Source organism: Pseudomonas chaetocerotis (assembly GCF_015712105.2).
In the GTDB taxonomy this organism is placed as follows: domain Bacteria; phylum Pseudomonadota; class Gammaproteobacteria; order Pseudomonadales; family Pseudomonadaceae; genus Aquipseudomonas; species Aquipseudomonas chaetocerotis.
Window position 1 is genome coordinate 214,899 of record NZ_JACFYX020000005.1, and the last position, 23,408, is coordinate 238,306.

Below are 23,408 nucleotides of genomic sequence, written 5' to 3' on the forward strand. Positions count from 1 at the left end.
TCCGCCGTCGGGGCCGAATTTCTTTGCATGAAACTCGCGCTCAGGCGACGACGGACGGTTGCCTGAAGTCGCTATACGGCAGGAGCGGACCGGAACCGAGACCGCTCGCCAGATATCCAATCTGCATCACCACCCGAAGAGCGCTACCCCATGCCCATCAAACCCCAGACCACTCTCAGTATCGGCCTGTGCGTCCTTTTGGCCGCATCGCCAGCGCTTGCCAACCCGCCTCACGGCAAAGGCAAACCGGGCCAGCATGATGGCGTTCAGATCGATCTGCGCGGCCCGACCGTGGATGTTGGAAGGGTGCGCATCATCCTCGGCGACAATCGTCAGTGGATCGGTCCGACCTCCTCCCTGCCACCGGGCATCGCCAAGAACCTGGCTCGCGGCAAACCGCTGCCACCAGGTATCGCCAAGAACTTCGACAGCCGCCTGATCTCGCGCCTGCCCTATTACGAGGGCTACGAATGGAAGCAAATCGGCCGTGACGTGGTGCTGGTCGCCATCGCGACCGGGATCGTCTACGAAATTCTGCGCAACGTCCTCGACTGAGAGACTGTCGCGCGGCCATCCGACAAGCGGTACGGCGCGCGACGAACTTGTCTCGGCGGCGCCACTCCAATCTTCAGATGGCCTGTCCGAGGTGCAACGATGAACCCGTCACTGATCTATCACGTCACCTCCAGTCTCGATGGCTATATCGCTCGCCCCGATGGGCGCATCGACTGGTTCAACTCGCTACGCCAGGCCGATGAAGAGTACGCCTTTCAGTACTTCTACTCCGGCATCAACGCGCTGCTGATGGGCCGAGGTACTTACGAGGCACTACTCAAGCGCGGCGGTCCATGGCCCTACCCCGGAAAACCCTGCGTGGTGCTGACCCGCCTCGCCCTGCCGCGCGCCACAGACGAAGTCCAGCTGACCCACTGCACACCCGCTCAAGCCGTGGCGGCACTGAGCGAGGCCGGCTTCCAGCGTATCTGGCTGGTCGGTGGCAGCCTCCTGGCGGGCAATTGCTACACCGCCGGACTGATCGACGAGGTGGTGATCAACCTGGTGCCGCACCTGCTCGGCGCTGGCATCCCGCTCCTGGCCACGGGCATGGAACGCAGCCTGAGCCTGAGCGACCAACGCCGCTTCAACAGTGGCACCTTGCAGGTGCACTATCGGGTGCAGAAGCAGGCCAACGTGCCGACGCAGATCCCCGCGCCGCGTTTCAACGCGGCCTGATGCTATCGCGCTGCTGCTTGCGCAGCAGCCGAGCGCTGTCCCAACCGACCAGCAGCACGGCTCCCCAGATCGGCAGGTACGTCAGCCATTGCCCGCTGTCGAAGCGCTCGCCCAGCACCAGCAACGCCACGACGAACAACAGTACCGGCTCGACATAACTGAGAATGCCGAACAGCCCCAATGGCAACAGCCGGCTCGATGCCATGTAGGCGGCGAACGCCAGGGTGCCGATCAACGCCATCACCGGCACCAGCAGCCATAGCCAGGGGCGATCGCTGAACGCCCCCACCGGTCCGTACGCGACGATCAGCCAGATCGCCAACGGCGCCAGCACCAGCATCTCCAGCACGAAACCGGACAACGCATCCAGGCGCATCCAGCGACGCAGCATGAAGTAAGGCGGGTACCCCAGCGCGGTGATCAGCGTCAGCCAGGAAAACGCCTGGGTACGCCACAACTCATGCAACACACCAAGCATGGCGCAGGCCACCGCCAACTGCTGCAGCGGGCGCAGACGTTCGCCATAGAACAGCCGGCCAGTCAGCACCATCGCCAACGGCAGAAGGAAGTAGCCCATGGACACTTCCAGCATGTGCCCGGCCAATGGCGCCCAGAGAAACAGCCCCCACTGCACGCCGATCAACGCCGCCGCCAGCGGGCAGGCGGCCAACAACAGCGGTTCGCGGCGCAGACGCACGAAGGTCTCGCGCAGCAGGGTGGTCTGCCGTGCCAGCAGCACCAGCAGCAAGACCAGGGGAATCGACCAGAGCACGCGCTGAGCGAATATCTGCACACCATCGAGCGGCGTCAGCCACTGCACGTAGCCAGGCAGCACGGCAAACAGCATCGAGGCGCCAACCGATAGCGCCACACCCCGTCCGGACAGTTGCATCAGTGCACCTCGGCAGGTGTATGGCGCGTACGCCCCAAACGAACCAGAGGCAGCGAAGCGGCGATCACTGCACCGCCCAAGGCCAGGCGTAACAGGTCAGCGTCGTGATTCCAGATCAGCAGATTGACCAGCAAGCCGGCAGGCACCAGTGCATTGTTCATCACCGCCAGGGTGCCACCATCGACCAGGCTGGCGCCTTTGTTCCACCAGTACAGCCCCAATCCGGACGCCACCACACCGAGCCAGACCAGCACGCTCCACTGCAGCATGGTGCTCGGCAGACGCTCGCTGTTGCCCAGCAGCAGGAACGCCGGCAACGCGATCAGCAGCGCGCCCAGGTAGAAAAAACCAAAGCGCTTGTATTGCGGCTCGGTGGAGGGGTGTTTGAGCAGCAGATGCTTGTACAGCACCTGCCCGGCTGCGAAGGTGAAGTTGGCCACTTGCAGCAACAGGAAACCGAGCAAAAAGCCGCTGCTGATACCGTCGTAGCGGATGATGCCGGCGCCCAGCACCGCTACCAGAGCGGCGACCAGCGCCCAGGGGTTGAATCTGCGATTGAGGGCATCCTCGATCAGCGTCACATGCAGCGGCGTGAGGATGGTGAACAGCAGCACCTCCGGCACCGTCAACACCGAGAAGCTCAGGTACAGACAGACGTAGGTGATGCCGAACTGCAGGGCGCCGATTAGCAACATGCCGCGCACGAACGCCGGAGCATGACCGCGCCAACGGGTCAGCGGCACGAACAGCAAACCGGCAATGACGATGCGCGTCAAAACCGCAAAATAGCTGTCGACCCGACCGGCCAGGTACTCACCGATCAGGCTGAAGGAAAAAGCCCACAGCAGGGTCACTATCAGCAGATATCGCACAGCCACCTCCGAAGGAAGGCGGCGACCTTAGCGCGTTCCCCTGCGCCGGACAATCCATGCGTCGGGCTGCGCTGACCGGCCACATAAAAAAGCCGGTCACTTCATCGCGAAGCGACCGGCATAGCACGCCCGCGAGCGGGCGCTCAGGAGAGTCGGATTGGCTAATCAGGCCACCTCAGCCAGCTTGGCCTTGGCCTTGGCCAGGCCTTTTTCGCTGAACTCGGCGCCCAGGTTCAGGCCTTCGGCATGGATGAACTGCACGTCATGGATACCGATGAAGGCCAGTGCCTGGCGCAGGTAAGGCTCCTGATGATCCAGCGCGCTACCGGCGTAGATACCACCGCGAGCGGTGAGCACGAAGGCGCGCTTGCCGGTCAGCAGGCCCTGGGGGCCGGTGTCGGTGTACTTGAAGGTGAGGCCGGCGCGCAGCACATGATCCAGCCAGGCCTTGAGGGTACTTGGGATGGCGAAGTTGTACATCGGCGCAGCCAGCACCAGCACATCGGCGGCCAGCAGTTCATCGGTCAGTTGATTGGAGCGCGCCAGGGCAGCTTTTTCGGCATCGCTCTGTTGCTCGCTCGGGGTCATCCAGCCACCGAGCAGCGTAGCGTCGAGGTGCGGAACCGGTTCGGCCGCCAGGTCGCGTACCTGGACCTGATCAGCTGGGTGCGCAGCCTGCCAGTTGGCGATGAATTGCTGAGTCAGTTCGCGGGAGACCGAACCTTGCTGGCGGGCGCTGCTTTCGATTACGAGAATACGGGACATGGCTGATGCTCCATCGAGGGGGTTACGAGTCGATGGAGCATAGAATAGAGATACAAATTTCGATTAAAAAGCGTAAATATCCGCTTACATGTATCGGTTAAATTGATTTATCAAGCCATCGCATCTAGGCTTTCATCACTTCAGGTTGCAGGTCAGGTTGATCCGCAGGCGAATCACGCTACGGGTGAACTTGACCGTCATGTTGTTGCTGGCGCCAGGTGCCAATACGGTACGCCGGGTGCGTGGCGCTTCGGGGCCATTGCGAAACACCGCACTGCACTCGGCCTCGCTCTGACCATAGTTGTAGAGCATCAGCGCCGCCATGTTGTGGTCGATTTCCTGGGTGGTCGCGGAGACCTCGGCGCCGTTGAACTGTTTTTCCATCTCGATGGGATAGGCATTGGCGGCCAGCGGCACAAAGGCGAACAGCAAGCAGATTATTTTTTTCATCGGTGCTCTCCAACATGGGATCGCCAGTGTAGGTGGAGATCGTCGGCGATAACAGCCGACTCAAGCAGGATGATGTGATGAAAGCTCCTCGTGTAACCCTGGATCAATGGCGCACGCTGCAGGCCGTGGTGGATCAGGGCGGCTTCGCTCAGGCCGCCGACGTGCTGCACCGTTCGCAATCCTCGGTCAGCTATACCGTGGCGCGCATGCAGGAACAGCTCGGCGTACCGCTGCTGCGCATCGACGGGCGCAAGGCCGTACTCACCGAGGCCGGCGACGTGCTGCTGCGCCGCTCGCGGCAATTGGTCAAGCAGGCCAGCCAGCTGGAAGACCTGGCTCACCACATGGAACAGGGCTGGGAAGCCGAAGTGCGTCTGGTGGTGGATGCCGCCTACCCCACCGCCAACATCGTCCGCGCCCTGACCGCCTTCATGCCGCAGAGCCGTGGCTGTCGCGTGCGCTTGCGCGAGGAGGTGCTGTCCGGAGTCGAGGAAGTACTGCTCGAAGGCACCGCCGACCTGGCTATCAGCGCACTGAACATCACTGGCCACCTCGGTATCGAACTGGGTGAAGTGGAGTTCGTCGCCGTCGCAAACCCGGAACACCCACTGCATCGCCTGCAACGCGAGCTGAGCTTCCAGGATCTTGAAGGCCAGATGCAGGTGGTCACCCGCGATACCGGCCGTCTGCAGCCACGGGATGCCGGCTGGCTGGGCGCGGAGCAGCGCTGGACGGTAGGTAGCCTGCCGACTGCGCGCACCTTCGTCAGCAGCGGCCTGGGCTTCGCCTGGCTGCCGCGCCATCTGATCGTCCGTGAACTGCAGGATGGTCTGCTGAAACCTCTGCCGCTGACTCAGGGCGCTATCCGCAAACCGCGCTTCTTCCTCTATAGCAACAAGGAGCGCGTGCTCGGCCCGGCCACACAGATTCTCATCGAGTTGATCAAGAACTTCGACGCTGCCCCTCTGGACGCGCCCTTCGCCGCACCGCAGTCGACCAACTGAGAGCTCCTCCATGCCCTATTTCGACAACGATGGCTGCCAGTTGCACTACGAGGACTATGGTCACGGCGCGCCGCTGCTGCTGGTGCATGGGCTGGGTTCGAGCACGCGCGACTGGGAATACCAGATTCCCGTGCTCGCCCGGCATTATCGGGTTCTGGCGCTGGACGTTCGCGGCCATGGCCGCTCGGACAAGCCGCGCGAGGCTTATCACATCGCCGACTTCGCCGAGGATGTCGCCGCCCTGATCGAACACCTGCAACTGCCATCCGTACATCTGGTGGGCATCTCCATGGGCGGCATGATCGGCTTCCAGCTTGGCGTCGACCGCCCCGAGTTGTTGCGCAGCCTGACCATCGTCAACAGCGGCCCGGAGGTGAAGGCCAAAAGCGCGCGGGACTGGCTGGAAATTGGCAAGCGCTGGACGCTGTCGCGCCTGCTCAGCCTGGAAACCATCGCCAGGGCGCTGGGCAAGCTGCTATTCCCCAAGCCCGAGCAGGCCGATTTGCGGCGCAAGATCGAAGAACGCTGGCCGCAGAACGACAAACGCGCCTACCTCGCCAGCCTCGACGCGATCATCGGCTGGGGCGTGCGGGAACGCCTCGATCACATCACCTGTCCTACCCTGGTGATTACCGCCGACCGCGACTACACGCCAGTTGAACGCAAGCGCGAGTACGTGGCAGAAATGCCCAACGCGCGCCTGCTGGTGATCGAAAATTCGCGCCACGCCACACCGCTGGATCAACCGGAACGCTTTAATAACGCCCTGCTCGCCTTTCTCGGCGAAACTGCCAACAAGGAAAACTGACCATCATGCTCAAGCAACTCGTTCTCGCCGCCGGCGCCCTGCTGCTGTCGACCAGTCTGCTCGCCGCGGAAAACCCCAAGGTGTTGCTGACCACCAGCCTCGGCGAAGTGGAAATCGAACTGGCCGCCGACAAGGCGCCGATCAGCACGCAGAACTTCCTCAAGTACGTCGACAGTGGCTTCTATGCCGGGACCCAGTTCCATCGTGTGATTCCGGGCTTCATGGTCCAGGGCGGCGGCTTCGATGCCGACATGCGCCAGAAGGACACCGAGGCCCCGATCAAGAACGAGGCCGACAATGGCCTGCACAACGTCCGTGGCACCCTGGCCATGGCCCGTACTCAGGTACGCGACTCGGCCACCAGCCAATTCTTCATCAACCACAAGGACAACGCATTCCTCGACCACGGCTCGCGCGACTTCGGCTACGCCGTGTTCGGCAAGGTAACCCGTGGCATGGACGTGGTGGACAAGATCGCTCAGGTGCCCACCGGCAACCGCGGCATGCACCAGAACGTACCGCGCGAGCCGGTGTTGATCATTGATGCCAAGCGCTTGTAAACCTTAGGGTGTCGTGGGGCCGCCCAGGCCGTGTGCACCGCGCTCAAACGAACAACCCTCGGTGGGCACGGCGCACCCTACAACGACAAAGCCGCCCCTTGGGCGGCTTTGTCGTTTGACCAGGCGCTTATTTTTCGACGAAGGCGCGCTCGATCAGATAGTCACCCGGCTCACGCATGCGCGGGGAAATCTTCAGACCGAAGCTGTCGAGCACTTCGCTGGTTTCGTCGAGCATGCTCGGGCTGCCACAGATCATGGCGCGGTCGTCCTGCGGGTTGATCGGCGGCAGGCCGATATCGGCGAACAGTTTGCCACTGCGCATCAGGTCGGTCAGACGGCCCTGGTTCTCGAACGGCTCACGGGTCACGGTCGGGTAGTAGATCAGCTTGTCCTTCAGCGCATCACCGAAGAATTCGTTCTGCGGCAGGTGCTCGGTGATGAACTCGCGGTAGGCCACTTCGTTCACGTAGCGCACGCCGTGAACCAGAATCACCTTCTCGAAACGCTCGTAGGTTTCCGGGTCCTGAATCACGCTCATGAACGGCGCCAGGCCGGTGCCGGTGCTGAGCAGATAGAGGTGCTTGCCGGGGTTGAGATCATCGAGCACCAGCGTGCCGGTGGGCTTCTTGCTGATGATGATCTCGTCGCCTTCCTTCAGGTGCTGCAGCTGCGAGGTCAGCGGGCCGTCCGGCACCTTGATGCTGAAGAACTCCAGATGTTCTTCCCAGTTCGGGCTGGCGATGGAATAGGCGCGCATCAGCGGGCGGCCATTGTCCTGTTGCAGACCGATCATCACGAACTGACCATTCTCGAAGCGCAGGCCCGGATCACGGGTGCACTTGAAGCTGAACAGCGTATCGTTCCAGTGGTGGACGCTGAGCACGCGCTCGACGTTCATATTGCTCATGATGATTTCCTCGAAGAACTTCAGCGCCAAAGACGCGATTGCGCGGCATTCTATTCGCGGCAACAATATCTGTTAAGTGGATTATCAAGATATAGGTTATCGGTTATATCGATATGCGATTTACACTCAGACAACTTCAGGTATTCGTCGCCGTGGCGCAGCATGAGAGCGTTTCTCGTGCCGCGCAATCGCTCGCATTGTCGCAGTCTGCGACCAGCACTTCGCTGACCGAACTCGAACGTCAATCCGACTGCCAGCTGTTCGATCGCGCCGGCAAGCGCCTGGCGCTGAACGCCCTGGGCCGACAGCTACTGCCCGAGGCCGTAGCCCTGATCGACCAGGCGCGCGAGATCGAACGCCTGCTGGGGGGCAAGAGTGGTTATGGCTCGCTGAACGTCGGCGCCACCCTCACCGTGGGCAACTATCTGGCCACCCTGCTGATTGGCAGCTTCATGCAGCACCACCCTGAATGCCGGGTGAAGCTGCAGGTGCATAACACCGCTCATGTGGTGCAACAGATCGCTCACTACGAGTTGGACCTGGGCTTGATCGAAGGCGACTGCCAGCACCCGGATATCGAGGTGCAACCCTGGGTCGAGGACGAACTGGTGGTGTTCTGCGCGCCACAGCATCCACTGGCCCAGCGCGGCAGTGCCAGCCTGGAAGAGCTGACGCATGAAGCCTGGATTCTGCGTGAGCAGGGCTCGGGCACGCGACTGACCTTCGACCAGGCCATGCGGCATCACCCGCGCAACCTGAATATCCGCCTGGAACTGGAACACACCGAGGCGATCAAGCGCGCCGTGGAATCCGGCCTGGGCATCGGCTGCATCTCACGCCTGGCGCTGCGCGACGCCTTTCGCCGTGGCAGCCTGATGCCAGTGGAAACTCCGGAGCTGGACCTGCGCCGACAGTTCTACTTCATCTGGCACAAGCAGAAGTACCAGACAGCGGCCATGCGCGAGTTTCTCGAACAGTGTCGCGCGCTGACCGCTGGCGTCAGCCGCAGCGATCAGATCGTCCTGCCGCCGATCATCTGAGTTTCAGTTCAAGAGGACGATTGCCCAGACCGAGCAGCGCGACGAACTGCGCGGCGCTACCTATGTCCTTGGCGTGCTTCGACAGCAGGCGGCGCTCCAGGGAAATGCGCTCGATGGTCGCCTCACCGAAGAACGCGGCGCGAGAGCCTATATACGAGATCGCGAGCTAGAGAGATGCAAGGTGAAAACAAGTGAGACTGCAAAGTTCACTGGCTGTACATGAGCAAGCCGAGCTTGCTTTCAACGCAGCAGCACCGACGCGCAGCACAGTTCTCACTGCGTGGGGATGGACTCCATCTGCTGCAACAGTAACGCCGCCTGCGTGCGAGTGCGCACGCCCAGCTTGCGGAAAATCGCCGTCACATGCGCCTTGACAGTCGCTTCGGAGACGCTCAGCTCGTAGGCGATCTGCTTGTTCAGCAAACCCTCACAGACCATGGTCAATACGCGAAACTGCTGCGGCGTCAGGCTGGCAAGACCGGCACTGGCTGCCTTGGCCTCAGCGGAAACCGGCGCGCCCTCCTCGGCCAGTGGCGGCCACCAGGTATCGCCATCGAGTACCTGGCGCACGGCTTGCTGCAGGGTTTCCAGCGGACTGGATTTGGGGATGAAGCCGCTGGCCCCGAACTCACGAGAGCGGTTGACCACCGAAGCCTCTTCCTGGGCAGAGATCATCACTACCGGAATGTGCGGGTACTGACCGCGCAGCAGCACCAGACCGGAAAAGCCGTAGGCACCAGGCATATTGAGGTCGAGCAGGACCAGGTCCCAGTCGCTCTTGGCGGCCAGGTGGCCTTCAAGCTCGGCGATGCTGGCGGCTTCTACCAGTCGCACTTCAGGCCCCAGCCCCAGGGTCAGTGCTTGTTGCAGCGCGCTGCGAAACAGCGGATGGTCGTCGGCAATCAGGATTTCGTAGGCGGCCATTGGCAGATCCTGTTCTTGTTATGAGTGGCACTGAGGTGAGTATGGCAGTGCTTTTCGCCTGAAGATCCGTTCAAGACTGCACATCCAGCATCACAGACTCCCCACTCGGACCGACGGCGGCGCCCAGCATGCCGAGCTGTGACGGGGTGGTCAAGCTCAATGCTTTGCGGCACGATGCCCAGCTTTACCGCCGAGACGCTCCAATGCGAAGCCAAGCCCTGCGCGCCGACCTGTTGATGCTGATTACCGCGATGATCTGGGGAAGCGTGTTCGTCGCCCAGCAACTGGGTATGGAAAATATCGGCCCCTTCCTTTATTCCGGTCTGCGCTTCGTCCTCGCCAGCCTTGTGCTGATCCCGGTGATCATCCTGATACAGCGACGCAGCCAGCAACCCCGGTCGGCACCGAGTCGCGGGCTGCTGCTGGGTGGCGCCATCATGGGTCTGGCTCTGGCGATCGGTATCAACTTGCAGCAAGTTGGCCTGATGTTCACCACCGTGACCAACTCCGGCTTCATCACCGGCTTGTATGTGATCGTGGTACCGCTGCTCGGTTTGTTCATCGGCCAGAAAAGCAGCCTGGGCATCTGGCTGGGCGCCAGCCTGGCGGTAGTCGGCATGTTCCTGCTCAGCGTTGGCGAAGGCTTCACCGTGGCATCCGGCGACTGGTTGCAGCTGGCTGGCGCCTTCGTCTGGGGTATCCACGTGCTGTTGGTGGGTTTTTTCGCCAGCCGCCACGACCCGCTGCGTCTGGCACTGATCCAGTTCGCCACCTGCGCCGTGATCAGCCTGTCACTGGCCATGGTGTTCGAGACGGCAACGCTGGAGGGCATACTCAAAGCAGGCCCGGCCATCCTCTATGGCGGCATTTTCGGCGTGGCGATCGGCTTTACCTTGCAGGTCATCGCCCAGCAGCACGCCATTGCCTCGCATGCGGCGATCATCCTCTCGCTGGAGGCCGTATTCGCCGCTGTCGCCGGTGCCCTGCTGCTCGGTGAAATGCTGGAACTGCGTGGCTATCTCGGCTGCGCGCTGATGTTCGCCGGCATGCTATTGGCCCAACTATGGCCAAAACCACTGCCGCTCGAACTCAGCGGTATGCCTGTAAACGCTGATGCAAAGGATCGTTGAGATCCAGCGGCAGACGCCGTTTGGCAGCCAGATAATGTTGGCTGAAAACGTCGAGATAATCGTCCAGCGCCTCGCTGGCGCGCAGGTCACCAGCCAACTCCAGGCACATGGCAGCCACCTCGGCGGTGCACAGGTGCTCGCCGCGAGTAGAGCGGCGTAGTCGATAGCGCGATAGCTGCGCTGGCGTCAGGCTCAGCACCGGCAGTGCGTCCAGATACGGGCTCTTGCGAAACATCTTGCGCGCCTCGGTCCAGGTGGCATCTAGCAGCACGAACAACGGCCGCTTGCCGGGCGCCAGCGCCACCTCCTCCACCACGCGCTGCGGCGCAACGTACTCGCCGGGAAAAACCAGATAAGGCTGCCACTGCGGATCGGCCAAGAGCTCCAGCAGCGCCGGGTCGACGGCAGTGCGCGCCCAGCCGAAGGCGTGGGTTTGCGGCACCACGTCGGCAATCAACCAGCCGGTATTGCTCGGTTTCAGCGCCTCGATGTCATGCATCACCAGACACATGGCGGCATTGGCCTCGACCAGCGGGCGCCAGGCGCACAGACAATGAGTAGGCTGCACCCGGCAGTGCGGGCAGCGCTCGGCACGCGAGCCACGGGCGATGAAGGGTTTGACGCTGCGCGCCAGGCGCTCTGTGCGCAGGCGGGCGACGGCATGTGGGGCTGGATGGGTCATGGCGGTAACGACAGCGAACGGGGGGGGCGATTCTAGCACCCCCGTTCGTCACTCAGATGGCTCAGAAGCTGTGGTTCAAGGCCAGACCGATGAAGTGGATGTGGGTGTTGTACTCACCGGTGTAGTTGCCACCGTTGCCGGTGCAGCGCACTCCACTGTCCTGATACAGCCCGCCGGCACCTGGCACCCAGCCGGCCGGGGAGCAGCCGTCCTGGTAGTCCATCTTGCCGCTGGAAAACTGCACGTAGCTGTAGGCGAAATCCAGCGAGGTGTCGCGCATCACCTTGTAGTTGGCGCCGAGCGAAAGCCAGTAGCGATCCGCATCAGGAAAGGCCGGATGGCGTAGCTGCGGCGAGTTGACGGGAGAGCGGTCGTAAGCAACGCCGGTACGCAGCAGCAGATCATCACTGTACTGGTAGTTCATGCCCAGAGAGATCTTGTAGCTGTCCTTCCAGTCCTGCTTGACGCTCAGGTCGCCCTCGGTAACGCCATTGAAGTAAGGATAGCCAGCCACCTGATCGATACCGATGCGCACCTCGTCGAGCCGCGAATGGCGAGTGAAGGTCAGATCCGCCATGAGCGCGATCTTGTCGTTGAGCTGGTGGAAGGCGTTGAAGGAGAGCATCTCCGGTGTATCGATGGCGGTCTTGGCCTTGGAGTTGGGGTGCAGCCTGGAGCCGGCGAAATTGCCGGGATTGACCCAGTTGTCCGGGTCCAGCACCTGCCCCAATGCATCGGCTGGCGGCAAGGTGATGATGCCGAGATCGATGCCACCGCTCAAATCGGTATCGGGTGAAGGCACGCGGCCGGACACACCGGCGAAGCTCCATTTTGTCTCGCCTTCAAGGGTGTGGCGAATGTTGGAACGATAGGCCACGCCAAAGCGCGTCGCTTCGGTCGGCTCCCACAGGTAGCCGATATTCCAGCCGAACCCCCAATCATCGCCCTTGACCCGGAAGTAACCGTCGCCCTGGACGTTGTCGGCGAAGTTCTTCGCCACACAGTCGACGAAAGCGTCATCGGCCTGACCGTCGCAACTGCTGATCTCACCGGGCACATCGATACCGTAGAGCAAGGGAATGGCAAACTGACCAAGCGGTGATGCAGCCAGCTCGGTCAGATCCTGATTGGCAGTGACGAACTGCCCAGCCAATTGCCGCGACGCGCCTTTGACATCCGCTGCACCGCGCTGCACCGACTTGATGTATTGCGCCGACACACCGAAGCCAATGCTGTGGTGTTCGTTGAAGCGAAAGGCAATGCTCGGATTGAAGGTCACCGTCTCCAGGCTGGCCGACTGGATGCCGTAGCGCCCGGCCCAGTCTTCCTTGTAGTCGAGCTTGGCGCCGAACGGGGTAAAGATCCCCAGGCCGACCGTCACTCGGTCGTTGATCTCATGGGAAAAATAGAAGTTGGGCGCAGCGGCGGCATCAGGCAGGAATTCGCCAGCATCTCCCGATACCGGATTGCCGAACACGTCGCGACTGCCCTTGTCCTTGTAGTCGCCGTCCGGCAGCAGGATGCTCAGGCCTGAGCTCACCTGGGTGCCCTTGAGCCGGGCAAGGCCAGCCGGGTTGTAGAAGATGGTCGAAGGGTCGGCCGCCTCAGCACCGTTGGCGTGCGCCGAACCCTGCGCCACTACCGATTGCGAACCAAAGTGATAACCGGATGCCTGCACCTGCGCAACGGGCAATACCAGTAAACTGCCGACCATCACCCGCGATGGCCAGCGCCGAAAGAGCATTGTCATTGTTATTCTCCTGCACGCTGCTTGAACACCGCGCAGTCTTTCCTGCACCAGCGGCAGACTTCAGGCAGGTCTTTACTGGCGACGTCCGACTGCGACGGCGGCTCAATGCCTGTGACGTGCAGGTTTGGCCGATGATCCCCGGCCTTTGGTCGTGGTGACGGGCGGCGGCCACAGGCCACCATGTCCCCATCAGTAACACTTAGTTTCAGGCGGGCAAATGGCCAGCAGCGCGAACATTCGCTGCGAGGCTCTGTCCAATCATCGTCCACGCTTTCAGGAGTCACATGACATGCTGCGTTACATCCTCCCCGCTCTCGCGCTCAGCCTGATGCTCCCCACTGCCCAGGCAGCCTCGCTGAAGGAGATGGAGCTGACTCGCACGCTGGAGCAGGTCGCCCGGCAAAGCAGCGAAGGCACGCCGCGGGCGATCAACGAGGACATTCTCGATCAGGGCTATACCGTGGAAGGTCACACGCTGATCAACCACCTCAGCGTGCGCGAAGCGCATGCGGCGCAGATGCGCGGCAACCCCGATACCGTGCGCGCGCAACTGGCCGCCAGCGTCTGCCGCAATCCGGGCTATCGCAACCTGTTGGCCCAGGGCGCACAGCTGCGCTACCAGTTCAGTGAGTACCGCAGCAACCGCCCGGTTACCGTCGAAGTGTTCGACAAGAGCGACTGCGGCCTCTGATCCAGGGCTGCCGTCAGTCCCTTTCCGCTCGGCGCTGCGCCTCATCGGCGCGCAGCTCGGCGAGCAAGGCCTCCATATAGCGCGAACGTCGTACACCGCCCTCAAGGCGACGTCGACATTCATCCTCCAGACTCAGTCGATTGGTTCGCGCCGCCTGCTGCAGCAGGCGATGGAGGTCCGTTTCGATCTCCAGAATCAACTTGGGCATAGCTGCCTCTCCCTTGCCATTGACCCAGTCCGCCGGCTCAACGCAGGGAGAGAGGATTGCCTCTGCCTGCCAGAGCCGCACGCTCCTCAACCGTCAGCCAGGCGTCGATCGATACGCCGAGCACCTCGCCAACGCTTTGCAGGACATGTGCCCAGGTACAGCCATTGGCGAACAACATGCCGGCTTCGTCGAAAGTGCCGCCACGATTACGATAACCAAGCGCACGACACGTAGCGGCATCGCCAAGCACCGTAGACAGATGCCCCAAGGCCGCTTCCGGCCGCATGTGGCCAAGCAAAACGCGCCGCCGACAGGCAATCGGGAACAGCGCTTCGCGCTGAGCGGCGCTGGCCACACTCGACGCCTCCCAGGCATCACGCGGCATACGAAAGCGCCCTGGTTCCTGCAAGTAAATCAGACGCCAGGCCACACCCTGCTCGCTCAGACGAACGGCGGCGCGACGCATCTCGTGCAGCTGATAGCTGCCGCTGGCAATCAGCAGCACCGGTTCACCATCGCCTTCGGCATCAACCAGCAATGCCCCCTCTCGGGCCAGTTGCTGCGCCTGTTCGACGGTGAAGCTGCAGGGTTGTTCACGTTTGGCCACCACCAGGCAAGCGAGCCGGCCGCGTTCCTGGTAGATGCCAGGAAGCAGGGCCAGCAGCGAATTGTGGTCGGCCGGAAACAGCACTCGCATGACATCGTGCATCTCGCCCAGCAGCGCCTCGCAGAAGGCGGTGTCCTGATGCGACTGCTGGTTCTTGCCGTTCTCCCAGGTGTGCGAAGTGGCCACCAGCGGCCAGCCCAGCCAGCCGGCTGGACGTCCCGCCTCTTTCTGCTGGCGGGCGAAGATCAGACTCTGGCGCACGGCACCGAGCATCTTCACGCAAAACGCCTCATAACTGGCCACCAGATTCAGGCCGCCCTGATTGGCCAGACAGGCAGAGACAACAGCCTCCTCGTTGAGCGCGGTGATCACCGCACCGTGCAGAGACTCCTGTTCACTCTCTGGCTGGCTGACGCGGTGCTTGAGCGCTGCCAGCACGCCGCTCAGACGGTTGCTGGCCAGTTCGTCCGGGTTACCGACACGCGGCCGCAACTGTGGGTTGGCGCGCACCAGATCGACAAAATAACGATCAAGCGCACTCATGGGCGAACAGGGCCGATCATGAAAGTGCAACTGCGGCTGCACTGGCAGCGCTGGCTGACGCCGAGCCAATGGATTGTCACGCTCCCGCACCCGCCCTGCACGCAATGCAAACAGGCTACAGGCCTCGGACAATGCCTGCGGCTCTACCCACAAGGCCGCAGCATGCTGGTTGAACAGCTCGCGCGCGTGCTCATCCTGCGCCGGGCTGGCCGGTAGCGGCAGGTTATGAGCGGCGTTGCTGCCAGCGCCAAAGAAGCCATAGCCCTTGGTGGTCTCGGCAATGCCGTAGGGCATGGGCAAGGGATAACCGATCAACTCGTTGCTCAGCTCATTCACCCGGCGCGCCAGGCGCTGCTCCATCTCCCACAGCGCACAGACGAAGGCTGCCGGATCGCGCCCATCGAAGGTCACCGGGTCGAAACCACAGCCACGCAGATGTCGGCGAAAGCCTTCCAGCCCTTCCAGCGTGCCCAACTCGGTACGCTGCTCGATACGCCGGCCGTTGGCGATCATCACCGGCAGCGCCACGCCGCAATCCTCGGCACGCCACCAACGCGGCATCCAGTCACTGCCACGCTGCTCCTCGGCAGCGCCGTCGGACAGGAACGCCACCAGTTTCTCCCCCGGCAATGGCAGATGCGCGTACTGCAACTCAGCGAAACCCAGGTATCCGCCTTCGGCGATACCGCCAGCGGTGTGCGGATTGACGTGACTGCCCAACGGCACACCGGGGCTGCCATCCGCAGCCTGGGCGTAGCTATAGAAGTCCGCCACCATGCGGCTCATGCCCATCTCGTCACACGCGTAGCGGGCAGCCTGCTCAGGATGCTGGTTACCGGTCAGCAGGTTCAGCGCCTCGATCGCCGCCACGCAATGGCCCTGACCCATCAACCAGCCGCGCGTTTCCCCCGTCAGCGCATTGAGCGTCAGATAGCCGGCATAGGCCGGCACCATGTTCAGCGCACCGCCGGTATGGCCTTCGGGCACGGGCTTGAAGTCATCGGCCTGCAGCGGCTGGCCATCGAGCCGAACGCGCTGGGCATAAGTCATGTGTACCACCAGCCAGAGGCCGGCTGCCGTGAGCGAGTCCAGAGCGCGCAACAGGCGATAGACGCTCGGCAGATCAGGCTGCATACCATTCTGTACCAGTTGATGAGCCAGACGAAAGACAGCGGCACGGGTCTGCGAGCTATGCTGGACAGGTCCGTGGCCAGCTTGCCAGCGGGCAAAGTCGGGATATTGCTGGGCGTGCTGAGCCAAGGTGGCGGCGTCGGGCAATAGCTGAGTCATGAGTCATCTCCTGAATGTCTATCTCCAGTCTAGGCATTGGGAGAAAGCGCCAGCTGACCTGCATCAAGACCCGCTCCCGCTCGAAGCGGCAGACTCGCTTCATCATCAAGACAAGGAAAAAACCATGGCCCTGCTCACTTTTCTCGGTGCGATTCAACAGGTCACCGGCTCCTGTTACCTCGTGGAAAGCCGTGATGGCGCCAAGGTGCTGCTTGAATGCGGCATGCATCAGGGACGCCGCCAGGAAGAGGATCAGAACCGCAGTGCGTTTCCTTTCGACCCTAGCAGCCTGGATGCGGTGGTGATATCCCACGCCCACCTCGATCACAGCGGGCTGTTGCCGCGTCTGGTCGCCGAGGGCTATCGCGGCCCAGTCCACACCACCGAAGCCAGCTGCGAGCTGCTCGAGCTGATGCTGTTGGATTCGGCCTTCCTGCAGGAAAAGGATGCCGAATGGGAGAACCGCTGGCGCGCCCGTCAGGGCAAGCCGGCGATCAAACCGCTCTACACCATCGCCAATGCCGAGCAGGCCCTCAGCCAGCGCCGCGCGCATGCCTATGGCGCAGCGGTCGAGGTTGCCAAGGGCGTGCACGTCACCTTCCACAATGCTGGCCATATCCTCGGCTCGGCGATCGTCGAGATGCAGGTAGAGGATCACCACCTGCGACGTCACCTTGTCTTCTCCGGCGACCTGGGCAACACCTGCTCGCCGCTGATGCAGGCGCCGACACAGCTGAACCAGGCGGACGTGCTGCTGATGGAATCGACCTACGGCGACCGCGACCATCGTCCCAGCGACGAGACCCTGGAAGAGCTGGCAGACATCCTGCAGCAGGCTCACAAGGAAGGTGGCAACGTACTGATCCCGTCATTCGCCGTTGGGCGCACGCAGGACCTGATCTACTACCTGGGCCGCTTCTACCAGGAAGGCAGACTGCCGCAGCAGGCCGTATTCCTCGACAGCCCCATGGCCATCCGTGCCAACGCCATTTACAGCCGTTTCCATGACCAGTTCGCAGCCGAGGATCGCGCCGCACTGACTGCCAAGGGCGTCAAGCGCATCGAGGACTGGCTGCCAGTGTTGCGCTGCACACCGACAGCCGAAGAATCGATGGCGATCAACCGGATCAAGAGCGGCGCGATCATCATCGCCGGTGCCGGCATGTGTAATGGCGGACGTATCGTCCATCACTTCAAGCACAACCTCTGGCGCGAGAACTGCCACCTGGTGTTCCCCGGTTTCCAGGCCAAGGGCACGCTGGGTCGCCTGATCGTCGATGGCGCCGAAACGGTCAAGGTGTTGCACCAGCGCATCGCGGTGAAAGCCAAGGTGCATACGCTAGGTGGTTTCTCCGCGCATGCCGGGCAATCGCAACTGCTCGACTGGGCCAGCCAGTTCGTCCATCACCCCGAGCTGTACCTGGTGCATGGCGAACTGGAAAAGATGCAGGCCCTGCAAGCCGCTCTGCGCGAGCGCCTGAACTGGATCGCCAACATTCCCGAACCGGGTGAACAGATCGCCCTGTAACCGCCGCTTACGAAAAGGGGACAGCGAAACGGCAACCTGGCTGTGGCAAGCTCCATGAAACTCCATAATCAAGAAACCGGCCCGGGCGTGAGCAGCATCAGCCGCCCGCCCGGCTCAGAACAGGAGAGCCCTCATGCCTTACGAAGCCGACGACTATCTGTCTCGCCATGTGCAAACCAGCGAAGTCGACCTGACCAGCAAGGTCGACGAGCTGGTGGCGCTGGCAGCGCCCGGTAACAGCCCGAACCTGCAGCTGTACCGGGAAATGCTAGGCACCGTGCTCCATATGGCTCAAGCGGATCGCAACCGCTGGGACGCCAAGATCATGCTGCAGACCCTGCGTGAGATGGAAAATGCTTTCGGCGTGCTCGAACAGCTGAAACGGCGGCGCAAGGTGACGGTATTCGGCTCGGCACGCACCCCTGCCGACCATCCCCTGTACCAACAGGCTCGCGAGCTGGGCGCACGGCTGGCGCACCGTGACCTGATGGTAGTCACCGGCGCTGGCGGCGGCATCATGGCTGCTGCGCATGAAGGTGCCGGGGTGGACAACAGCCTGGGGTTCAATATCACCCTGCCCTTCGAGCAGACGGCCAACTCCACGGTGCGTGGCAGCAACCACCTGCTGTCGTTCCACTTCTTCTTTCTGCGCAAACTGTTTTTCGTCAAGGAGGCCGATGGCCTGGTGCTGTGCCCCGGCGGCTTCGGCACCCTCGACGAAGCCCTGGAAGTGCTGACTCTGATACAGACCGGTAAAAGCCCGCTGGTGCCCGTGGTGCTGCTCGATCAACCGGGCGGCAGCTACTGGGAGGATGCCTTGGGCTTCATCCGTCGTCAGCTTGGTGACAACGGCTATATCCTGCCCACCGACCTCAACCTGATGCACCTGGTCTACAGCGCCGAAGAGGCGGTGGAAGAAATAGCCCGGTTCTACCGCAACTTCCACTCCAGCCGCTGGCTCAAGGATCGCTTCGTGATCCGCCTCAATCATCCGCTCAACGAGGCAGCTCTGGCCAAGTTGGACAGCGACTTCGCCAGCCTGTGCAAGGAAGGCGGCTTTACCCAGCAGCCCCATTGCGAGCAGGAGCGCGACGAGCCGGAACTGTGCCACCTGACCCGCCTGGCGTTCGTTTTCAACGGGCGCGACTACGGCCGCCTGCGCGCGCTGCTTAATGTGGTCAACGAGCCGGAAAACTGGGTGAGCTAACGCAGCCGACGTAGCCCGGATGCAATCCGGGCTACGTAAAGCAAGAAGCCCAGCATTGGCTGGGCTTTGTTTTGACTAGTGTCAGTCAGGCGTTGCCGGCGACCTTCATCCGCGCCGCCTGGGTGAAGTCGAGCATGCGCTTGAGCGGCTTGATCGCCTTGGGAATCAACGCCGGGTCGACGTGAATTTCGCCAGTCCCCTGACGCAAGCCAGTCAACACGCGCTCCAGGGTATTCATCGCCATCCACGGACAGTGCGCGCAGCTGCGGCAGGCGGCACCATTGCCGGCAGTCGGCGCCTCGATGAAGGTCTTGTCCGGGCACAACTGCTGCATCTTGTAGAAGATGCCGCGGTCAGTGGCGACGATGAAGGTGGAGTTCGGCAGCGTCTGCGCCGCCTTGATCAACTGGCTGGTCGAGCCCACCGCATCGGCCAGCTCAACCACATTCTGCGGCGATTCCGGGTGCACCAGAATGGCGGCGTCCGGATACAGCGCCTTCATGTCCAACAGCTGTTTGGACTTGAACTCCTCGTGCACGATGCAGGCGCCATCCCACAGCAGCATGTCGGCGCCGGTCTCGCGCTGGATGTAGTTGCCCAGATGCTTGTCCGGCGCCCAGATGATGGTTTCACCGTTGTCCATCAGGCTCTCGACGATCTCCAGCGCACAGCTGGAGGTCACCACCCAGTCGGCACGCGCCTTCACCGCGGCCGAGGTGTTGGCGTACACCACCACGGTGCGCTCAGGGTGCTGATCGCAGAAAGCCGAGAACTCGTCCACCGGGCAGCCCAGGTCGAGCGAGCAGGTCGCCTCCAGGGTCGGCATCAGCACGCGCTTTTCCGGATTGAGGATCTTCGCCGTCTCGCCCATGAACTTGACCCCGGCCACCACCACGGTCTGCGCCGGGTGCTGATTGCCAAAGCGGGCCATTTCCAGGGAGTCGGAAACGCAGCCACCGGTTTCCTCGGCCAACGCCTGGATGACCGGATCGCAGTAATAGTGCGCCACCAGTACCGCGTTCTGCTTCTTCAGCTCGGCGGCGATTTCACGGCGATAGAAGGCCTCTTCCTCGGCGGTCAGCGGCTTGGGCTGTTTGGCATCGAGGTGGGCCTGAACCAGAAGGCGTTCGGAAATCTGCGTCATATCATCGAACCTGCGGCGCTCTTGAGCGAGCTGCGAGTATACCCCCTGGTTGCCCATCGCCACAGGCGGTACGGCATTGGCCAGAGGGCTTTTCCGAGAGCAAAAAAAAGCCAGTCTCACGACTGGCTTTTGCGATCTGGTGGGTCGTGTAGGATTCGAACCTACGACCAATTGGTTAAAAGCCAACTGCTCTACCAACTGAGCTAACGACCCAACGCGAGGCGCATGATACTGATTTAATTCAGGAAATCAACACTTCGCGAAATTTTTTTCAGAAGTAGCGCGTTGCATCAGGCACACCGGCTGCGGCGAAACCGGCTGCACGCAGGCGGCAGCTGTCGCATTTGCCACAAGCGCGACCATCATCATCGGCCTGGTAGCAGGAGACCGTAAGTGCGTAATCCACGCCCAGACGCATACCGGCCTGGATGATCTCGCCCTTGCTCATCTGCTGCAGCGGTGCGCGGATGGTGAAGCCCTGCCCTTCCACCCCCGCCTTGGTCGCCAGGTTGGCCATACGCTCGAAGGCGTCGACAAACTCGGGGCGGCAATCCGGGTAACCCGAGTAATCCACCGCGTTGACGCCAATGAAGATATCGCGTGCCGCGAGCACCTCGGCCCAGCCCAACGCGAGCGCCAGGAACACGGTATTGCGCGCCGGCACGTAGGTCGCAGGAATGCCCTCGGTCGGGGATTCCGGTACGGCGATGCTGCTGTCGGTCAACGCCGAGCCGCCGATACCGTTGAGGTTCAGGCCGATCACCTTGTGCTCGACTACACCCAACTGCCGCGCCACACGCTCGGCTGCCTGCAACTCGGCGCGATGACGCTGGCCGTAATCGAAACTCATGCTGTAGCAGCTGTAGCCCTCGGCCTTGGCCATGGCCACCACGGTGGCCGAGTCCAGGCCGCCGGAAAGGAGGATGACTGCTTTCTTGTCGTTCATGTTCAGTGTCCCGGCTCATCGTTCCAGAGAATCTTGTGCAGCTGCAACTGCAGGCGTACAGGCAGGTTGTCGGTCACGATCCAGTCGGCCAGCGCACGCGCATCGACCTGTTTGTGACTGGGCGAGAACAGTACTTCGCCGGCTCGGCTGACCAGGTCGTACTCGATCAACTTGGATACCGCCCAGTCGTAGTCCTCACGTGAGCAGATGACGAACTTGACCTGATCGTTGCGTGTCAGCCACTGGACGTTCTCGTAGCGGTTGCGCTGCACCTCGGCAGAGCCTGGGGTCTTCAGGTCCAGCACCTTGCTGACCCGGGGATCGACCGCAGAGACGTCGAGCGCGCCACTGGTTTCCAGCGACACCTCGAAACCGGCGTCGCAAAGACGCGTGAGCAAGGCAATGCAGTTGGGCTGAGCCAGCGGCTCACCACCGGTAACGCAGACGTAACGCGGGCGATAAGCAGCCACTTGATCGAGGATACTGTCCAGCGTGACGATCTCGCCGCCACTGAAGGCATAGGCGGTATCACAGTACTGACAGCGCAGGGGGCAGCCGGTAAGGCGCACGAATACCGTTGGCAAGCCAGCGGTACGCGTTTCCCCCTGCAGCGAGTAGAAAATCTCGGTGATGCGCAGGGTTTCTTGCATGGTAGCCACGAGCGTGATGACGAAACAGGCCATCCGCCTCCGTTGCGTGGAAAGACAGGAACGCCGGCAGCGGCCGACATTCGACAAGGCACTGCGACAAGGACATCAGCCGAGCTGAAACCCTGCCACCTGGGCCGCCGCGCATTCTAATGGATCACGCGAGGCCAGATAAGAAAAACCCGCGACGGGCGCGGGTTTTTCGTCAACTTTGGGCTTACAGCCGCTGCAGATCACGCTGGGCCAGTTGAGCGGCCGAGCTACCCGGGTACTGCGCGATGACCTGCTGAAGGATGCCACGGGCCTTGTCGTTGTGACCCAGGCGACGTTCGACGTCGGCCAGTTTGAACAGTGAGTCCGGCACCTTGGCGTGGCTCGGATAGGCCTGACTGACCTTGGCGAAGGCCTGGCCGGCTGCTTGCAGGTCGCCTTTGGCCAGATTCACTTCGCCCAACCAATACTGCGCGTTGCCTGCGTACTGGCTGTTGGGATAGCGATTGAGAAAGGCAGCAAATGCCTGCGAGGCCTTGTCGAAATCCTTGGCCTTGATCAGGTCGAAGGCGGCGTCGTAATAGAGTTTTTCCTTGGCCGGATCTCCCGGCTCAGCGCTGGCCTGCTGCTGCGCTGCAGGGGGCGTCGGGGTGCCATTGGCGTTTACCGCGCCATCGGCTGAATTCTGTGCAGGAGCTCCACCGGCAGCAACACCGGAAGAAATGCGTTGATCCAGATCCTGGTAACGCTCCAGGCCTTCCTGCTTGAGGCGCTGAATTTCATTTTGCTGCTCTTCGACCATGCCACGCAGTTGCGCAATTTCCTGCTGCATCTGCTCGAGCTGGTTGAACAGCATACCCTGCGCAGAAGCGGGTGCTTGCGCACCCGCCCCGGCGGAGGCGCCGGCCGTACCATAACCCGCCGGTGGATAGCTGCTGCCCTGTTGCATGGAGCTGCTTTCCAGTACGGGAACCTCCGCCATTGCCACGAGCGGCAAGGCGAGTGTCAGAAGGGTCAGGATACGGCGGCAATCTCGCATGGCAGCTTACTTACGCAGCTCTACGCGACGGTTCTGAGCCCAGGACTGCTCGTCGTTGCCAGTGGCAACCGGACGCTCTTCGCCGTAGGAAACCAGCTCCAGCTGAGCCGGGGAAACGCCTTGCAGAACCAGGTAACGCTGAACGGCCTTGGCACGACGCTCGCCCAGAGCCATGTTGTACTCACGGGTACCGCGCTCGTCAGCGTGGCCTTCCAGAACGACGCGAGCGCCGTTGCCTTTCAGGTCCTTGGCGTGTACGTCCAGAGCGCGCATGGCTTCGGCCTTCAGGTCGGAGCTGTCGTACTCGAAGTAGAAGGTGGTGATAGCGCGCAGAGCAGCTTCTTCGCTCAGGCTGCTGTCAACAGCGCCAGTGTTGGCACCGTAACCAGCATTCGGGTCAACAGCACCTTCACCAGCAGCGTCGCCGCCTTTGGAGGAGCAACCTACGGCAACGGCGAGAGCCAGGGACAGTGCAGCGAACTTACCGAATTTCAGCATTTCCATCATGTAACTCCTAATGAACCCCAGTTGTGTTAAGCAATAAAGGTGT

The 23,408-nt window shown here is 62.1% G+C and carries 25 protein-coding genes, 1 tRNA gene and 1 pseudogene; 10 read left to right on the forward strand and 17 right to left on the reverse strand.

Going from position 1 to position 23,408, the window contains the following annotated elements; genetic code table 11:
- The first annotated feature begins 150 nt into the window (after positions 1–150).
- Together H3221_RS11040 and H3221_RS11045 are read left to right on the forward strand one after the other, a co-directional pair.
- Entirely contained in the window at positions 151–555 is a 405-nt protein-coding gene (locus H3221_RS11040; protein WP_196475368.1) for an anti-virulence regulator CigR family protein, read from the forward strand.
- Positions 556–654: 99 nt separating this feature from the next.
- Positions 655–1,233, forward strand: coding sequence for a dihydrofolate reductase family protein (locus H3221_RS11045; protein ID WP_196475367.1), 579 nt, complete (start codon positions 655–657; stop codon positions 1,231–1,233).
- On the opposite strand, the gene rarD is transcribed toward H3221_RS11045, so the two are convergent.
- The 4 genes from rarD to H3221_RS11065 form a co-directional block, all read right to left on the reverse strand.
- A complete protein-coding gene (gene rarD, locus H3221_RS11050) occupies positions 1,220–2,125 on the reverse strand; it encodes an EamA family transporter RarD (RefSeq protein ID WP_196475366.1) in 906 nt (301 codons plus the stop codon). The two genes, H3221_RS11045 and rarD, sit on opposite strands and share 14 nt — an antisense overlap.
- Positions 2,125–2,997, reverse strand: a complete 873-nt coding sequence (locus H3221_RS11055) for a carboxylate/amino acid/amine transporter (RefSeq protein ID WP_196475365.1) — start codon at positions 2,995–2,997, stop codon at positions 2,125–2,127. The genes rarD and H3221_RS11055 overlap by 1 nt, the downstream gene beginning before the upstream one ends.
- Before the next feature lie 165 nt (positions 2,998–3,162).
- A complete protein-coding gene (locus tag H3221_RS11060; protein WP_192983636.1) occupies positions 3,163–3,762 on the reverse strand; it encodes an FMN-dependent NADH-azoreductase in 600 nt (199 codons plus the stop codon).
- A gap of 135 nt (positions 3,763–3,897) precedes the next feature.
- Positions 3,898–4,212, reverse strand: a complete 315-nt coding sequence (locus H3221_RS11065; RefSeq protein ID WP_160020659.1) for a 3-phosphoglycerate kinase — start codon at positions 4,210–4,212, stop codon at positions 3,898–3,900.
- 77 nt (positions 4,213–4,289) lie between these two features.
- On the opposite strand from H3221_RS11065, the gene H3221_RS11070 reads away from it, so the two are divergent.
- The 3 genes from H3221_RS11070 to H3221_RS11080 are packed head-to-tail and all read left to right on the forward strand — an operon-like array spanning position 4,290 to position 6,584.
- Positions 4,290–5,216, forward strand: a complete 927-nt coding sequence (locus tag H3221_RS11070; protein ID WP_196475364.1) for a LysR family transcriptional regulator — start codon at positions 4,290–4,292, stop codon at positions 5,214–5,216.
- A gap of 10 nt (positions 5,217–5,226) precedes the next feature.
- The gene (locus H3221_RS11075) at positions 5,227–6,024 is read left to right on the forward strand and encodes an alpha/beta fold hydrolase (RefSeq protein ID WP_196475363.1); all 798 of its coding nucleotides are present in this window, start codon (positions 5,227–5,229) and stop codon (positions 6,022–6,024) included.
- Positions 6,025–6,029: 5 nt separating this feature from the next.
- Positions 6,030–6,584, forward strand: a complete 555-nt coding sequence (locus H3221_RS11080) for a peptidylprolyl isomerase (RefSeq protein ID WP_196475362.1) — start codon at positions 6,030–6,032, stop codon at positions 6,582–6,584.
- 127 nt (positions 6,585–6,711) lie between these two features.
- Here H3221_RS11080 and fpr read toward each other — a convergent pair whose 3' ends face one another.
- On the reverse strand, positions 6,712–7,491 hold the full coding sequence (fpr, locus tag H3221_RS11085; protein WP_026041990.1) for a ferredoxin-NADP reductase: 780 nt from the start codon (positions 7,489–7,491) through the stop codon (positions 6,712–6,714).
- A 113-nt stretch (positions 7,492–7,604) separates the two neighbouring features.
- On the opposite strand from fpr, the gene H3221_RS11090 reads away from it, so the two are divergent.
- Positions 7,605–8,531, forward strand: a complete 927-nt coding sequence (locus H3221_RS11090; protein WP_021488363.1) for a LysR family transcriptional regulator — start codon at positions 7,605–7,607, stop codon at positions 8,529–8,531.
- Here H3221_RS11090 and H3221_RS11095 read toward each other — a convergent pair.
- A pseudogene (locus H3221_RS11095) lies at positions 8,524–8,655 on the reverse strand (diacylglycerol kinase); the annotation flags it as partial. The gene H3221_RS11090 and the pseudogene H3221_RS11095 overlap by 8 nt on opposite strands.
- Before the next feature lie 149 nt (positions 8,656–8,804).
- On the reverse strand, positions 8,805–9,455 hold the full coding sequence (gene erdR / locus H3221_RS11100) for a response regulator transcription factor ErdR (protein ID WP_160020664.1): 651 nt from the start codon (positions 9,453–9,455) through the stop codon (positions 8,805–8,807).
- A 203-nt stretch (positions 9,456–9,658) separates the two neighbouring features.
- On the opposite strand from erdR, the gene H3221_RS11105 reads away from it, so the two are divergent.
- Positions 9,659–10,585, forward strand: coding sequence for a DMT family transporter (locus H3221_RS11105; protein WP_196475361.1), 927 nt, complete (start codon positions 9,659–9,661; stop codon positions 10,583–10,585).
- Here the strand turns inward: H3221_RS11105 and H3221_RS11110 are convergent.
- Positions 10,545–11,267, reverse strand: a complete 723-nt coding sequence (locus H3221_RS11110; RefSeq protein WP_196475360.1) for a tRNA-uridine aminocarboxypropyltransferase — start codon at positions 11,265–11,267, stop codon at positions 10,545–10,547. The genes H3221_RS11105 and H3221_RS11110 overlap by 41 nt on opposite strands.
- 61 nt (positions 11,268–11,328) lie before the next feature.
- Positions 11,329–13,017 (reverse strand): OmpP1/FadL family transporter, encoded by a 1,689-nt coding sequence (locus H3221_RS11115; RefSeq protein ID WP_196475359.1) that lies wholly within the window; start codon positions 13,015–13,017, stop codon positions 11,329–11,331.
- A 289-nt stretch (positions 13,018–13,306) separates the two neighbouring features.
- Here H3221_RS11115 and H3221_RS11120 point away from each other — a divergent pair, with 289 nt between their 5' ends.
- Positions 13,307–13,708, forward strand: a complete 402-nt coding sequence (locus H3221_RS11120) for a quorum-sensing-regulated virulence factor family protein (RefSeq protein ID WP_160020668.1) — start codon at positions 13,307–13,309, stop codon at positions 13,706–13,708.
- A 13-nt stretch (positions 13,709–13,721) separates the two neighbouring features.
- On the opposite strand, the gene H3221_RS11125 is transcribed toward H3221_RS11120, so the two are convergent.
- Positions 13,722–13,916: a hypothetical protein gene (locus tag H3221_RS11125; protein ID WP_196475358.1), complete on the reverse strand. Its 195-nt coding sequence runs from the start codon at positions 13,914–13,916 to the stop codon at positions 13,722–13,724.
- Between the two features lie 37 nt (positions 13,917–13,953).
- The gene (locus H3221_RS11130; RefSeq protein ID WP_196475357.1) at positions 13,954–16,356 is read right to left on the reverse strand and encodes a phosphoketolase family protein; all 2,403 of its coding nucleotides are present in this window, start codon (positions 16,354–16,356) and stop codon (positions 13,954–13,956) included.
- A gap of 124 nt (positions 16,357–16,480) precedes the next feature.
- Here H3221_RS11130 and H3221_RS11135 point away from each other — a divergent pair, with 124 nt between their 5' ends.
- A complete protein-coding gene (locus H3221_RS11135) occupies positions 16,481–17,884 on the forward strand; it encodes an MBL fold metallo-hydrolase RNA specificity domain-containing protein (RefSeq protein ID WP_196475356.1) in 1,404 nt (467 codons plus the stop codon).
- Between the two features lie 133 nt (positions 17,885–18,017).
- Entirely contained in the window at positions 18,018–19,091 is a 1,074-nt protein-coding gene (locus H3221_RS11140) for an LOG family protein (protein WP_196475355.1), read from the forward strand.
- A gap of 85 nt (positions 19,092–19,176) precedes the next feature.
- Here H3221_RS11140 and nadA read toward each other — a convergent pair whose 3' ends face one another.
- The 6 genes from nadA to pal form a co-directional block, all read right to left on the reverse strand.
- Positions 19,177–20,235: a quinolinate synthase NadA gene (gene nadA / locus H3221_RS11145; protein ID WP_196475354.1), complete on the reverse strand. Its 1,059-nt coding sequence runs from the start codon at positions 20,233–20,235 to the stop codon at positions 19,177–19,179.
- A gap of 137 nt (positions 20,236–20,372) precedes the next feature.
- Positions 20,373–20,448 (reverse strand) — tRNA-Lys (locus tag H3221_RS11150).
- A 58-nt stretch (positions 20,449–20,506) separates the two neighbouring features.
- Positions 20,507–21,181, reverse strand: a complete 675-nt coding sequence (gene queC / locus H3221_RS11155; protein ID WP_196475353.1) for a 7-cyano-7-deazaguanine synthase QueC — start codon at positions 21,179–21,181, stop codon at positions 20,507–20,509.
- A gap of 2 nt (positions 21,182–21,183) precedes the next feature.
- Positions 21,184–21,831, reverse strand: a complete 648-nt coding sequence (gene queE, locus H3221_RS11160) for a 7-carboxy-7-deazaguanine synthase QueE (protein WP_196475352.1) — start codon at positions 21,829–21,831, stop codon at positions 21,184–21,186.
- Positions 21,832–22,045: 214 nt separating this feature from the next.
- On the reverse strand, positions 22,046–22,858 hold the full coding sequence (gene ybgF, locus H3221_RS11165) for a tol-pal system protein YbgF (RefSeq protein ID WP_196475351.1): 813 nt from the start codon (positions 22,856–22,858) through the stop codon (positions 22,046–22,048).
- 6 nt (positions 22,859–22,864) lie between these two features.
- Positions 22,865–23,362, reverse strand: a complete 498-nt coding sequence (pal, locus tag H3221_RS11170; protein WP_160020676.1) for a peptidoglycan-associated lipoprotein Pal — start codon at positions 23,360–23,362, stop codon at positions 22,865–22,867.
- Positions 23,363–23,408: the final 46 nt, after the last annotated feature.

Coding starts and splice junctions, on each gene's coding strand:
- pal (WP_160020676.1), bottom strand. CDS start 23,362: ATGGAAATGCTGAAATTCGGTAAGTTCGCTGCACTGTCCCTGGCTCTC.
- H3221_RS11135 (WP_196475356.1), top strand. CDS start 16,481: ATGGCCCTGCTCACTTTTCTCGGTGCGATTCAACAGGTCACCGGCTCC.
- H3221_RS11065 (WP_160020659.1), bottom strand. CDS start 4,212: ATGAAAAAAATAATCTGCTTGCTGTTCGCCTTTGTGCCGCTGGCCGCC.
- H3221_RS11130 (WP_196475357.1), bottom strand. CDS start 16,356: ATGACTCAGCTATTGCCCGACGCCGCCACCTTGGCTCAGCACGCCCAG.
- queC (WP_196475353.1), bottom strand. CDS start 21,181: ATGAACGACAAGAAAGCAGTCATCCTCCTTTCCGGCGGCCTGGACTCG.
- H3221_RS11125 (WP_196475358.1), bottom strand. CDS start 13,916: ATGCCCAAGTTGATTCTGGAGATCGAAACGGACCTCCATCGCCTGCTG.
- H3221_RS11070 (WP_196475364.1), top strand. CDS start 4,290: ATGAAAGCTCCTCGTGTAACCCTGGATCAATGGCGCACGCTGCAGGCC.
- H3221_RS11120 (WP_160020668.1), top strand. CDS start 13,307: ATGCTGCGTTACATCCTCCCCGCTCTCGCGCTCAGCCTGATGCTCCCC.
- H3221_RS11060 (WP_192983636.1), bottom strand. CDS start 3,762: ATGTCCCGTATTCTCGTAATCGAAAGCAGCGCCCGCCAGCAAGGTTCG.
- H3221_RS11040 (WP_196475368.1), top strand. CDS start 151: ATGCCCATCAAACCCCAGACCACTCTCAGTATCGGCCTGTGCGTCCTT.
- H3221_RS11080 (WP_196475362.1), top strand. CDS start 6,030: ATGCTCAAGCAACTCGTTCTCGCCGCCGGCGCCCTGCTGCTGTCGACC.
- H3221_RS11075 (WP_196475363.1), top strand. CDS start 5,227: ATGCCCTATTTCGACAACGATGGCTGCCAGTTGCACTACGAGGACTAT.
- H3221_RS11090 (WP_021488363.1), top strand. CDS start 7,605: ATGCGATTTACACTCAGACAACTTCAGGTATTCGTCGCCGTGGCGCAG.
- erdR (WP_160020664.1), bottom strand. CDS start 9,455: ATGGCCGCCTACGAAATCCTGATTGCCGACGACCATCCGCTGTTTCGC.
- H3221_RS11045 (WP_196475367.1), top strand. CDS start 655: ATGAACCCGTCACTGATCTATCACGTCACCTCCAGTCTCGATGGCTAT.
- H3221_RS11110 (WP_196475360.1), bottom strand. CDS start 11,267: ATGACCCATCCAGCCCCACATGCCGTCGCCCGCCTGCGCACAGAGCGC.
- fpr (WP_026041990.1), bottom strand. CDS start 7,491: ATGAGCAATATGAACGTCGAGCGCGTGCTCAGCGTCCACCACTGGAAC.
- queE (WP_196475352.1), bottom strand. CDS start 21,831: ATGCAAGAAACCCTGCGCATCACCGAGATTTTCTACTCGCTGCAGGGG.
- rarD (WP_196475366.1), bottom strand. CDS start 2,125: ATGCAACTGTCCGGACGGGGTGTGGCGCTATCGGTTGGCGCCTCGATG.
- nadA (WP_196475354.1), bottom strand. CDS start 20,235: ATGACGCAGATTTCCGAACGCCTTCTGGTTCAGGCCCACCTCGATGCC.
- ybgF (WP_196475351.1), bottom strand. CDS start 22,858: ATGCGAGATTGCCGCCGTATCCTGACCCTTCTGACACTCGCCTTGCCG.
- H3221_RS11140 (WP_196475355.1), top strand. CDS start 18,018: ATGCCTTACGAAGCCGACGACTATCTGTCTCGCCATGTGCAAACCAGC.
- H3221_RS11105 (WP_196475361.1), top strand. CDS start 9,659: ATGCGAAGCCAAGCCCTGCGCGCCGACCTGTTGATGCTGATTACCGCG.
- H3221_RS11115 (WP_196475359.1), bottom strand. CDS start 13,017: ATGACAATGCTCTTTCGGCGCTGGCCATCGCGGGTGATGGTCGGCAGT.